This is a genomic window from Aquimarina sp. U1-2, from assembly GCF_017897595.1.
GTDB lineage: Bacteria > Bacteroidota > Bacteroidia > Flavobacteriales > Flavobacteriaceae > Aquimarina.
This window is the reverse complement of the sequence record NZ_JAGKIK010000006.1, coordinates 49584-61932: the sequence shown is the minus strand read 5'-3', so window position 1 is coordinate 61932 and position 12349 is coordinate 49584. Positions and strand designations below refer to the sequence as shown.

The 12349-nt window shown below is 34.9% G+C and carries 12 protein-coding genes; 5 read left to right on the top strand and 7 right to left on the bottom strand.

The window, feature by feature from the left end; translation table 11 throughout:
• Nucleotides 1-5: 5 nt before the first annotated feature.
• The 4 genes from J8281_RS09680 to J8281_RS09665 all read left to right on the top strand — a co-directional run bounded on the left by J8281_RS09680 (nt 6) and on the right by J8281_RS09665 (nt 3970).
• Nucleotides 6-1451 carry a BLUF domain-containing protein gene (locus tag J8281_RS09680; RefSeq protein ID WP_210197417.1) on the top strand — a complete coding sequence of 482 codons (1446 nt, stop codon included), beginning with the start codon at nt 6-8 and terminating at the stop codon, nt 1449-1451.
• A gap of 308 nt (nt 1452-1759) precedes the next feature.
• Nucleotides 1760-1984, top strand: a complete 225-nt coding sequence (locus J8281_RS09675; protein ID WP_210197416.1) for a hypothetical protein — start codon at nt 1760-1762, stop codon at nt 1982-1984.
• Between the two features lie 139 nt (nt 1985-2123).
• The gene (locus J8281_RS19955; RefSeq protein ID WP_210197415.1) at nt 2124-3245 is read left to right on the top strand and encodes a pentapeptide repeat-containing protein; all 1122 of its coding nucleotides are present in this window, start codon (nt 2124-2126) and stop codon (nt 3243-3245) included.
• Between the two features lie 146 nt (nt 3246-3391).
• Entirely contained in the window at nt 3392-3970 is a 579-nt protein-coding gene (locus tag J8281_RS09665) for a nitroreductase (RefSeq protein ID WP_210197414.1), read from the top strand.
• Between the two features lie 90 nt (nt 3971-4060).
• Here the strand turns inward: J8281_RS09665 and J8281_RS09660 are convergent, their stop codons facing one another.
• The 4 genes from J8281_RS09660 to J8281_RS09645 form a co-directional block, all read right to left on the bottom strand.
• Complete coding sequence (locus J8281_RS09660; RefSeq protein ID WP_210197413.1) at nt 4061-4393, bottom strand: hypothetical protein; 333 nt, start codon at nt 4391-4393, stop codon at nt 4061-4063.
• Nucleotides 4394-4551: 158 nt separating this feature from the next.
• The gene (locus tag J8281_RS09655; RefSeq protein WP_210197412.1) at nt 4552-5325 is read right to left on the bottom strand and encodes a TIGR03915 family putative DNA repair protein; all 774 of its coding nucleotides are present in this window, start codon (nt 5323-5325) and stop codon (nt 4552-4554) included.
• An 11-nt stretch (nt 5326-5336) separates the two neighbouring features.
• The gene (locus J8281_RS09650; RefSeq protein ID WP_210197411.1) at nt 5337-6599 is read right to left on the bottom strand and encodes a putative DNA modification/repair radical SAM protein; all 1263 of its coding nucleotides are present in this window, start codon (nt 6597-6599) and stop codon (nt 5337-5339) included.
• Nucleotides 6589-7002, bottom strand: a complete 414-nt coding sequence (locus J8281_RS09645; RefSeq protein WP_210197410.1) for an endonuclease domain-containing protein — start codon at nt 7000-7002, stop codon at nt 6589-6591. The genes J8281_RS09650 and J8281_RS09645 overlap by 11 nt, the downstream gene beginning before the upstream one ends.
• A gap of 212 nt (nt 7003-7214) precedes the next feature.
• Between J8281_RS09645 and J8281_RS09640 the strand changes: the two genes are divergently transcribed.
• The gene (locus tag J8281_RS09640) at nt 7215-7982 is read left to right on the top strand and encodes an XRE family transcriptional regulator (protein ID WP_210197409.1); all 768 of its coding nucleotides are present in this window, start codon (nt 7215-7217) and stop codon (nt 7980-7982) included.
• Here J8281_RS09640 and J8281_RS09635 read toward each other — a convergent pair.
• From J8281_RS09635 to J8281_RS09625, 3 genes are all read right to left on the bottom strand, one after another.
• The gene (locus J8281_RS09635) at nt 7979-8980 is read right to left on the bottom strand and encodes an App1 family protein (RefSeq protein ID WP_210197408.1); all 1002 of its coding nucleotides are present in this window, start codon (nt 8978-8980) and stop codon (nt 7979-7981) included. The genes J8281_RS09640 and J8281_RS09635 overlap by 4 nt on opposite strands.
• Before the next feature lie 319 nt (nt 8981-9299).
• Nucleotides 9300-11585, bottom strand: a complete 2286-nt coding sequence (locus J8281_RS09630) for a sodium-translocating pyrophosphatase (protein ID WP_210197407.1) — start codon at nt 11583-11585, stop codon at nt 9300-9302.
• Between the two features lie 112 nt (nt 11586-11697).
• Entirely contained in the window at nt 11698-12228 is a 531-nt protein-coding gene (locus J8281_RS09625; protein ID WP_210197406.1) for an inorganic diphosphatase, read from the bottom strand.
• Nucleotides 12229-12349: the final 121 nt, after the last annotated feature.

Below are 12349 nucleotides of genomic sequence, written 5' to 3'. Positions count from 1 at the left end.
CAATTATGCTACACGTCGAGAGGAATGATGAAATTGAGCAGTTGCGCCAAATGTCTAAATATTTTGAAGCTGATTTTATTGAAGATTTCAATTTAGCATGTTTAGATTTTGATAACAAACATGGAAAGGGGTATATTTCAACCTATCAAATGTTTCCTGGTTTAACGGCAAAAACGTATAATGTGTGCCTGGCAAAGGAGCTTAAATTCACAAAAAAGGAAACAGACATTACGCCTACCTATTTTATTTATTGCGTAGAAGGGCACTATCTACACAAATTCACGTCAGATCCGGCACACCATAAGATTCATCAAAACCAGAATGTGATTCTTTCGGGTGGTTTTAATGAGGGTCACGAGATTGTGTTACCTGCAGAAGTGCATCTTAAGATTAGTATTATCTTTCTCAGTCCCGAAAAACTAAAGTCAGTTAATGATGATAAAGCTAAGCGTATTGAGCTTACCATGAACAACTTATCAAAATATTTTTCGATGAATAAAAAAGAAAAGTATTTTGGAGAAATAGACCCTAGTACAGCTCAATATTCTAGAGTGCTTATCGAAAATAAACGCGTAGATACTTTGGGGATTATCATTACTGAAGGTGCTATCTTAAATACGTTAGCCTCTCAGCTACATCACCACGAAAAATTTAAATCAAATAAAGGAGTAAGAATGCTATCGAGTCATGATTTAAATAAAATAATAGAATTAGGAGATTACATTAAAGATCGTTTAGAAAAAAAGATTACTATCAATCAACTTTCATCTTTTTCTGGTTTAAATCCAAAAAAACTTCAAGAAGGATTTAATTTTTTGTACGGTGAATCTGTAAACGGTCTTATACAGCGTTTACGAATGGAACGGGCGAGGCAACTTTTACAGTCTACAGACATGTCTGTGTCAGAGGTTTGTTATAAAATTGGTATTATTAGTCGAAGTTATTTTTCTCAAGTATTTCAAGAATACTTTGGTATTTTACCTTCGATTTTTAGGCTCAATATGGAAAAGCAAGGACTTATTTTTGAGTTGAGCTATCACTCAAAAGCCGCACCTAATCTAAAGAGAGATGATTTAGAGGCAATTCTTACCACGTCAAAAGAAAAGAATAAGAAGAACGGAATTACAGGAGCACTGATATATTTCAAAAAAAGTTTTTTTCAATTAGTAGAAGGCAATAAAAAGGACATTCTAGATTTATATAGAGAAATCGAAAATGATGATCGTCATTACGATGTTACCCTTATTTATACCGGATTTAAACTGAAACGTACATTTGGTGATTGGTCTATGGCCTATCTGGGGAATAGTAATATTTCTGCCGGAGTAAAGATCGATGGTGATTTATCGTTTGTCGAACTTGAGCCAATTATGAAAGGAGCAGAGGATCACGAAGTATTTTCTGATATTTTGTGGAGAAGGGTGCTTACTATTCTAAAACTAGCTGCTTAATTATTTTTGACAACTTTTATTGGCATCGCCAAAGGTTATATATACTACTTATTAGACTTGCCTCGAAGCTAAAATTTTTTTAACGCATACTTCGTGGGCTTACCCCCGAGGTAATTTACTAGAGTTTAATGATATCATCTTAAGTAGTATTGAAATTGAATTCCACTTTTTGAGCTCATCTTCAGCGGTATATAACAATTAGCAAGCAAATTTTATGGGACACTTTTAAAAACTTCAGGAAGTTACGGGTTTCCATAAAATCGGTACGGATTAATTTGTCATTTTTGCATTTTGAATAACAATTTGAAATGAAGCAAGAAGATGTCCTATTTGATGAATATGAAAGACTTATAATAAATAAGTTGAAAGACGGTTTTACTCAGGTAGAAATTTCGAAATATCTTAAAAAACATAATATTGAGCCTTACAGTCTTCGATCGATAGAACATAGAATCAATGCGTTGAAAAAACGTTTTGAGGCAAAAACATTGATTTCTTTAGTATATATACTCACAAAAAAAGGACTTATTTAGACCGTATAAGATCAGTTTATTTTATATTTTTTGAATGTCTGCTACCACACCCATATCCTGCCAGATTAGAAATCTAATGTATTTAAAGACCCAATAATTTTTATATCTTCATCGTTTAATATCCAAATCTAATAGTACAGTGAACGAGCAAGCGTATATTGAACGGTTAAAAAAAGAGAACAAACTACTTCAGGATAAGTTAGATCAAATCAATGCCGCTAAACTTAAAAAAAGAAGGTTAAAATGGTGGTTATTGAAAAGATCCAGCGTTCCGATTTTTGGTAAGAAACTTAAAAATAGCATAAGCAATGCAATTCATGAGTATAAAGAATATAAAACGGTTTCTGTAGATACCGTTTCAGATGTTTCTTCAAGCGTGATTTGGCGGTTTACCAGGATTGGGTTATTTGCTTTTCTGGTAGCAGTAATTCCAGCAGCAGTTTTAGTGTTTCAAACCAAATTGTTGATGAATCAAAATAGATTTATTGAAAATCAAAACAGGCTGGTAGAAGCAGACCGTAGATCATCCTTGGTTTTTGTAATGAGTGATGTATTGTCTGATTTTAACGAGGAATTAAAATACAAAGGTTCAGGAGGTCGAAACATAAGCAAAACGTTACAAGCTAGAATTATCAGTTTATGCATGGCCATGAAACCTTATAGATTTTTAGAAAACAATACATTAATCGAAAAACCGATTAGTCCTGAACGTGGACAACTTTTGTTTAGTCTATTACAAAGTGATTTAGGTACCGAATCTTCAAGAGACATCTTAAACTCGGCAGACTTTACATATACCGATCTTCGGAAAGTAAATTTGGGCAGAGGTGTAAACCTTAAATATGCCCGACTAGACTATTCTGATCTGTCCCGAGCGCAAATGCCAGCAGCCAACCTAGAAAGAGCAGAACTTAAAGAAGCTCAAATGAGCGGCATCAACCTCTCTGATGCTATTTTAAAGAGGGCAAGACTTACTAATGCCAATTTAAAAATGGCTGAACTGCTGAGTGCAGATCTTACTAACGCTAATCTTTTTGGTGCAGATTTAAGTGGAGCCGATCTTTCTGAAGCAACATTATGGGCGACCAAATTAGACAATGCCATCCTAACTGATGTCCTATTAGATAATGCCATCGTAGACCGTCAGGATTGGATAACATACATTGATGAATTAGGTCTTGAGGGCGCAGATGATATTAGAGATCGTTACATGATTAAAAAACAAGGAAAACAGCAGTTTAAGCTCGTTTTAAAGAAGTAGGAGGGAAAATGAACAAGGAGATTTGTGCTATTTTATGGTAGATTTGGTATAAGGATCATCCCTTTTCTAAGGTTTAAATGGGTTAAATAAATGATAATTGCTGTCATCATTTATATAGAATAGTAATAACTTTGTTAAAAAACATAATGATTCATACAGATATACATGAAATTATTAAAAGCAGAAGATCTGTTTTTCCTTCTCAATACAATACGATTCCTGTGTCTAAAGAATTTATTCAATTGTTAATAGAACATGCGAACTGGGCTCCTACGCATAGGTTAACACAGCCATGGCGCTTTAAGATAATTCAAGGGGGTGCGAAAAATAGACTTGGAGAATTTTTAGCTGATACGTATACCGACATTACATCTAATGCCGATTTTTCACCTTTTAAACACAAAAAAATTACAGACAATTGTAAGGCAGTAAGTGCTATTATTGCTATTTGTATGCAACGTGATATCAAAAGTAGAGTGCCAGAATGGGAAGAAGTGGCGGCAACGGCAATGGCAGTTCAAAATATGTGGTTGTTGTGTACCGCTCACGGAGTAGGAAGTTATTGGAGTAGTCCTAAATTAATAGAACATATGGGAGATTTTTTCGATTTTGAAGAAGGTGAACGATGTTTAGGATTTTTCTATTTAGGGAATTATGATGTAAAAGAAGAATTATCATCAAAACGCGGATCAATAGAGGATAAAATTAAGTGGTTAGAAGATTAGAGAAAAGGCTTACTGCAATACTTTATAAAAAAGCCACTCTTTGTACGTAAAGAGTGGCTTTAAATTTTGAACTATACAAAAAAAGATTTATCAATCTTTTTTGATAGCGTCTTTGGTATCTCTTCCTGCTTTCTCAAGAGCATCTCCTGCTTTTTCTAAAGCTTTGTCAGCTTCGTCTACCGCTTTTTCAGCAGCTTCTCCTGCCTGTTCGCCAGCGTTTTCAAGCGCTTCTCCAGCTTCGTTGATTGCTTCTCCAGCTTTTTCTAAAGCATTTTCTGTAGCTTCTGCGGTTTCTTGAGCTGCATTTTCGATTGCGTTTTCAGCATTATCTGCAGCCTCTTCAGCTTTATTGGCAGTTTCTCTACAAGAGGAAACAGAAATAGCAAACGTTAAAGCCAAAGCTCCTAAAATTACTTTTTTCATAATAAATAGATATAGTTAATTGGTTATTAACGTCAAACATAAGACTTTATTTCGTTTAATTAAAAAATTTAATGGGGAAAAAATCCACACTTTAAGTGAGATAGGCTAGGATATGGTACTGCAAAAGCGCGTTTTTATAATGGTAAAGAGATGGGTAATTACATACCATTTTTTTCAGTAAGGTATTTCCAATATCGTTTAGGAAGATGTTGTTCATGTAATTTTTTATTATTTCGAGATGAAATATTGACGTTTTTGTAATACACATTCCATAACTCCTGAAAATTGGATTCTTGTAGATTATGGTTTTTTGAAATACACTTGGGATCCAATCCTTTTTTATCTTCAAAACGTATCATTTCTACAGTTTTTAGGTTGTAAAAAATTCCATAGTTTCTGGAAGTATCAAATATAAGCCACTTTTGATCGGCGTAGCGATCCCTAAAATGCTTTATAATTAGGGGTAGCACATTAAAATCGGGAGCAACGGTAGCCACATAGATTTCATCTTTGGTTAGTTGAAATCTTACAAATGCCTCCATTCTATGTTTTTCTCTTGCTACCATGCGAGCTACCTGACTTATTTTAAGAATATCTTTATTGCTGAAATCGATAGTTTTAATTGATTTTCTATTAAAAATGGATCTCATATAACTCAATAATGTATTCTCGACACCTTTAATTTCACTCAAAAACGCTTTAAAAAAGTCATTTTGTTCATTTTTTGTCGTTTTTTCTTTAAAACCTTTCCAAACGCGATGAGCTAGGTGTTTTTGAGTAATCACATCCTCAATGACCGAAAACAATTGATTGTGATCAAGATGGTAATGCTGTATGACCACATCTGAAATATTTTGATCATATACCGTAAAAACACATGTTAAAAATCCATCAAATGTTCCATCATAAAGTAAAATCGTTTGTGGATTCATAGCTTCTTAATTTATGAGAATAGGCTTAATTGTTGGTTAAAATGCTTTTTATATTTACTGTTTGATGTTTTTAATATGAGTCTTTTAAGTATTGTTTCAGAATGATCCTTTTTATAAAAATCTTTCGAATTGCATATGATAAAGTACTGGGCTCTATTTAACGCGATACCAATAGCTTTTAAATGCGACCAATCTAATTTTCTAAATGTTCTGGCTTGCACTATTTTGTGTACCGATTTCAAACCTATACCTGGTACGCGTGCTATCATTCGTTTATCGGCCTTGTTGATATCAATAGGGAATAGATCTAGATTACGAAGCGCCCAGCTCAATTTGGGATCTATGTCAAGTTCGAGATACTTATTCGATTCATTCAAAATTTCATGAACAGAGAATCCATAAAATCTAAGGAGCCAATCTGTTTGATAAAGTCTATTTTCCCTAAGGATCGGGACTTCGGTACCTAATGATGGTAATCTATCGTCGGCGAGTACAGGTACGTAGCCCGAATAGTAGACTCGTTTCATATTAAATTCTTTGTAGTAGTACGACGCAGAATACATAATATCTCGATCACTCTCTCCTGTAGCTCCGATAATCATTTGTGTACTTTGCCCGGCAGGAGCAAATCTAGGTGTGCTTTTTATGATTTTTTTTTCAGCTTTATACTGAATAATTTCATCTTTAACCTTTTTCATGGGTTTGATAAAATCTTCATGTTTTTTATCTGGAGCTAATAATTTAAGACCTGATACTGTTGGTATTTCTATATTAACACTTAAGCGATCTGCATACAACCCAGCTTCTCTCATTAATTCATCACTAGCTCCTGGAATAGATTTAAGATGAATATACCCATTAAAGTTTTCTTCTAACCGAAGTTTTTTTGCAACAGAAACAAGGCGTTCCATCGTATAATCGGCATTTTTAAAAATACCTGAACTTAAAAATAGCCCTTCTATATAATTTCTTCTATAAAAATTAATGGTAAGATCTACAACTTCTTGAATTTTGAAAGCAGCTCGTTTAATGTCATTACTTTTACGAGTAATACAGTATGCGCAATCATAAATACAATGATTGGTAAGAAGGATTTTTAATAAAGAAACACAGCGCCCATCCTCTGTGTAACTATGGCAGATGCCCATACCAGTATTGGTGCCAAGACCTTTGTTATGATTTGCTCGCTTACCACCACTACTTGCGCATGAAACATCATACTTAGCCGCATCGGCTAAGATGGAGAGTTTTTCTTTAATACGGTCAAACGACATAGGATGATAATGAGGCTATGAACACCTGATTCTTTATGGTTCTAAGAACTTGATCAATATCGACAAGGATTTGATAATCTGAAAATCTAAGCACAGTAATATCCAAAAATGAGATGTATAGTTTTTTGGTAGCATCTAGGTTATAAATGTCCTCAAACTCATGAGTATATCCATCTATTTCTATCGCTATTTTTAATTTTGGGCAATAAAAATCAAAGTTGTAAGTATCAATATGATGATTTTTTTGAAATTCATACCCCTTTTGATATAACTTAGTAGCAAGAAGGTTGGTGGATTTTATAGTATTATCCAAAGTGTGTTTTATACGATCTTCGGGTTTTTTACGATAAAGTGGGAGTATTTGTGTGGTCATAAGAAACAAAGTATCTTGTAATTTTTCCAAATTTATGGAAATTTTCCATATATATTGAAATATAATTATGTTAAAATTGGAAATATTCCAAAATCTTTTATCTTTGTTACTGATTATCCCAAATCCTTAAATTGTGTCAAATAGCAAGTCGATCTTGTTAGAATAAAAAAAATAAGTATAGTAGCACAAACTACAGAACAGAATAAAGTACAGGTGAAATACTAATTAAAAATCCTGAATGTATGGATACTATAACTGACCAAACCATTAAGCGATTTAAACAAATTCGCGAAGAAAATCATTATACCCAATCTGATTTTGCCCAAGTGCTGCAAATCAAAAATTCTACTGCAGATATTGAACGGGGAAAAACGAAAATTTCTGGTAAAGTCGTAGCCAAATTGTTACAAGAATTTAATGTTAATCCGCTTTGGTTGTTTGGTGAGAGTAACCAGAAAAAAATTCAATTGTACCAAGGGGATGTATCCCCCAAAGTGATCACTATAGATTCTCAAAATAACGAGAATATAGTTTTGGTTACTATTAAAGCGGCAGCAGGCTATCCTCATAATGTTCAGGATGTAGATTGGTATCAGCAACTGCCGGCGTTTGATATCCCTTTACCAGAATATAGAAATGCTACGTATCGTGGTTTTCAAGTAGAAGGTGATAGTATGATGCCTCTTTTAGAACCTAAAGAATGGGTGATTGGCAAAGCTGTTAATAATCTTTCTGAAATTGGTAACCACGTAATTTGTGTTGTTGTTCTTGAAGATAGCGTTGTCGTTAAAAAAATCAGGAAAAATGAAGATGCTTCGGTACTTACTTTAATTTCATTAAATGCCGAGTATTTACCATACAATATTCAAACGCATCAGGTTATTGAACTTTGGGAAGTAAATAGTAAATTAAGTTTTAATATTGATGCCAATTCTGATACTGCGAGTATTAAACAACTGCAAGAAGCTATGGTGGCCCTTACTTCTGAAGTTAGAAATATGAAAAGTTAGTTTATAAATCCGTGTTTTTTTGCATGCTCGATTGCTTGTTCAGAACTATGAACGAGTACTATGGGAGCAATATCAAAAGATTGTATTATTTTTTTAATTCGTCTTTCCTTTTTACGATGGTTTACATTTCTTAAGTAAATAGCTAAAATGCGTGTTGGAAATTCTTTGGCAATTTTGGTATAAATATCGGCATCTTTTTCACCACTATCTCCTATTAAAACAAAGTTCATTTCGGAATACATATGTAAAAGATTCAGAATTTCAGATTGCTTATGTGGTATTTTAGGTTTAGGAGTTTTATCAAATGGGGTTCTCAAATCTCGTAACAATATAGGTCCGCGTGGGAAAAGATGTTTTTCAAAGAAAGCGGTAAGGTAGTCATATAAATTCCACGGACTATTACTCACATAAAAGAAAGGATTAACAGGTAGATTGTTTGTTCCTAATCGTAATTTTTGATAAAAGTGAACTGTTCCCTCTATCGGTAATCTTTTGTCAAAATTTTTGAATATTGTATTAGCAATCACCCTCCATTTAAACAATGAGGCTACGCCAGTATGTAATATCGTATCGTCTATATCACTAATCACCCCGAACTCCGCTTTTTTAGAAGGAATGAGCATATTACCGGGGAAAATATTATTATTAGAAATGTTACGGGATTCATACTTTTCTTGATAAGATACGGTATAAGGTATCCAACCTTCATCATTTGTCAATTCATCTAGGTCTTGTTCGATAATATCGAAGTGATAATATCCTTCTTTATCGCCTACAGTTTTATAAATCTCCCCATTCGAAAGCTTCAATGTAAGGTGTGCATCTCGAATTTCATCACTTTCTAGTTGCTTGTAAATGTTTTTTAACGTTTTAAAAGTCTTTTGATTGAGATCAAACGTTACATTTTCATCTTCGAGTGCTCTGCCTTTCGCATGAAAATTATCTTTAGTACCATATCCTAAGTATGTATTTATTCGTAATGCTTTTTTTCTAAACATGAGTAAAGACAGATTTTATGTTAAACCCGCTTTAGGTATTAGAATTTCGTTATGAGGGTTGAAAATGCCATAAAACCAAGTGTTTTTTAAGTTTCAGTATAGCATCGCTATGCTGAAACTTAAAAATACAACGTAGTGTTTGGTTTTGCAGCAGTTTAAAGCCGTAATAGATTTTCTAATGCACAAAGCGCGGGTTAAAAATAAACAACCTCGATCAAAAGAAAGAGGTTGTTTGTTGTCAATTATGAGATTTTACGGTAATGAAATTTTAAACATTACACTAAGATACCATTACTAAAGCATCAGCTTCTTTCAATTTTTAATTTTTAGTTTGATTTTGATTTTTCTTTTCTTCTAGTAGTTGGCTAGTTACTATTTCGATAGCCCCTTCATCCTTAGTTATACTATCGCCATTGATAATTTCAAAATTTTGATCGTTTGCTACAGATTCTTCGGTATGACCACCTAGGATTGGAGCGATCACCAAGCCCACCAAACAGGTAAGTTTAATTAAAATATTCATAGATGGTCCAGAAGTATCTTTAAAAGGATCCCCAACAGTGTCGCCGGTTACTGCGGCTTTATGCGCATCAGACCCTTTGTAGGTCATCTCACCATCGATTTCGACCCCTGCTTCAAACGATTTCTTAGCGTTGTCCCAAGCTCCTCCTGCATTATTTTGAAAAATCGCCCACATTACACCAGATACACAAACACCAGCCATATATCCTCCAAGAGGTTCTGCACCAAACAACAAGCCTATGATAATGGGAGTGATTATCGTAATTAATCCGGGTAGAATCATTTCTTTTAAAGCGGCTTTTGTCGAAATATCAACGCATTTTGCATATTCGGGTGTGCCTGTACCTTCCATAATTCCTGGAATTTCTCGAAATTGACGACGAACTTCCTGCACCATTTCCATAGCGGCTTTACCCACAGATTTCATAGCCAGGGCAGAAAAAATAACAGGGATCATTCCGCCTACAAATAACATAGCCAACACATCGGCTTTAAAGATATTAATACCATCGATCCCGGTAAACGTAACATAAGCTGCGAATAATGCTAATGCTGTTAGTGCTGCGGAAGCAATGGCGAATCCTTTACCAACTGCTGCGGTAGTGTTTCCAACTGAGTCAAGAATGTCTGTACGTTCACGCACATGATCTTCTAATTCACTCATTTCGGCTACACCTCCTGCATTGTCGGCAATTGGTCCAAAAGCGTCGATTGCTAATTGCATAGCTGTAGTAGCCATCATTGCGGAAGCTGCCAAAGCAACACCATAAAATCCAGCAAGCTCGTATGATCCATAAATAGCCGCAGCAAAAAGAATTACAGATAAAAAAGTAGATTTCATCCCTACAGCGAGACCAGCTATAATATTCGTGGCCGCACCGGTAGAACTATTTTGAACAATATCAAGAACAGGTTTTTTACCCAAGCTTGTGTAATATGCGGTTACTACCGAAATAAGGGCCCCTACAGCAAGACCAATAAGAGATGCATAAAATACGTTCATAGCAGCTACTTCTTTTGCGCCCTCTCCAAAGAAATTCATGATTAATGTTTCAGGCAACATGTATTGAATTAGGAAGTAACTCGCTATAATAGTTAGGATAATAGCAACCCAGTTTCCTAAATCTAACGCTTTTTGCACCTGAGCTTCTTTGGCATCATTATTTTTTACCCCTACCAAAAATGTTCCTATAATTGAAGCCAAAATACCAACCCCAGCAATTACGATAGGAAGTAATATAGGTCCCATATTTCCGAAGGCATCGGTAAAAGGGGTGTTTTGCGACATATCTCTAATCAAATAATTACCTAGTACCATTGCGGCTAGCACCGTGGCTACATAAGAACCAAATAAATCTGCTCCCATCCCGGCTACATCTCCAACATTGTCTCCCACGTTATCGGCAATAGTCGCAGGGTTACGAGGATCATCTTCTGGGATACCCGCTTCTACTTTTCCTACGAGATCTGCACCTACGTCTGCGGCTTTAGTATAAATACCACCGCCTACACGGGCAAAAAGCGCTATTGATTCTGCACCTAGCGAAAATCCGGCAAGTGCTTCTAATACAATAGTCATATTGGTATAGAAAGAACCTTCTGCGCCCATAAACTGACTAGTAAAAAACATAAAAAATAAGCTTAGTCCTAATACTGCAAGACCGGCAACACCTAACCCCATTACTGTTCCTCCTCCAAAAGATACCTTAAGCGCCTGCGGAAGACTGGTTTTTGCAGCTTCTGCTGTTCTCGCATTTGCCTCGGTCGCTATGCGCATACCTATATTACCGGCAAGAGCAGAAAATATAGCACCAAATATAAATGCCGGAACAATCATCCAGCTCGTTGTAGGGACAAACATGGATATGCCAAAAAGAGCCAACGATGCTATAATTACGAAGAGTACGAGCAATCTATATTCTGCAGCAAGAAAGGCAAGGGCGCCTTCTTTAATGCTTTTTGAAATTTCTTGCATTTTTTCATTACCCGGAGCTTGTTTTTTTACCCAAGCCATTTTGATAAACATGAAAAGTAACCCCAAAATCGCCAATGCAATTGGCACAAAGATCATATTTGATTCCATTAAATATATTTTAAGTTAATTAGTCGCTAAAAGTAGTAAAAATACCCTAAATAGAAAAAGCGCAATATTTTATAGTAAACATTGCGCTTTTTTATGCGTATTAGCTCTAGGTTTAGTAAATACTGAACAATCCTTTAGGCTTGTCTTCGAGCTCTTCGAAACGTTTTACACAATCTTTAATAATTTGTTTTGCTTCTTCGATATTACCCCATCCTCCAACATCAACTTTTTTCTTTTCTAGATCTTTGTATACCTGAAAAAAATGTTCGATTTCTTTAATTAGGTGAGAGTTCATCTCTTTCAAATCTGCTAATCTGCTGGCTATAGGATCAGAAACCGGAACACATATGATTTTTTCATCAGGTCCTTTCTCGTCTGCCATATGAAATACGCCAATGGGTTTAACCTCCATCACACAACCCGGGAATGTAGGCTCGGTAACGAGTACCAGAACATCGAGAGGGTCTCCATCTAGCGCCATGGTTTCTGGAATAAAGCCATAGTCTGCAGGATACATCATCGAAGAAAATATCATGCGGTCGTATCGTATTTTTTTTATTTCGAAGTCGTATTCATATTTGTTACGACTTCCTTTTGGGATTTCAATTAACACGTCAAAGCTGTCCTTTGTAGCTGCGCTCATAATTTTTATGTTCTATTTAATGGGCGGCAAATATAGGTATTACAAGGGGTTAGTTAAAATTTATGTGAAGAAATTATTTCTTTTTTTTTTCAAATCTTAATGTTAAGATAAACTATAACGT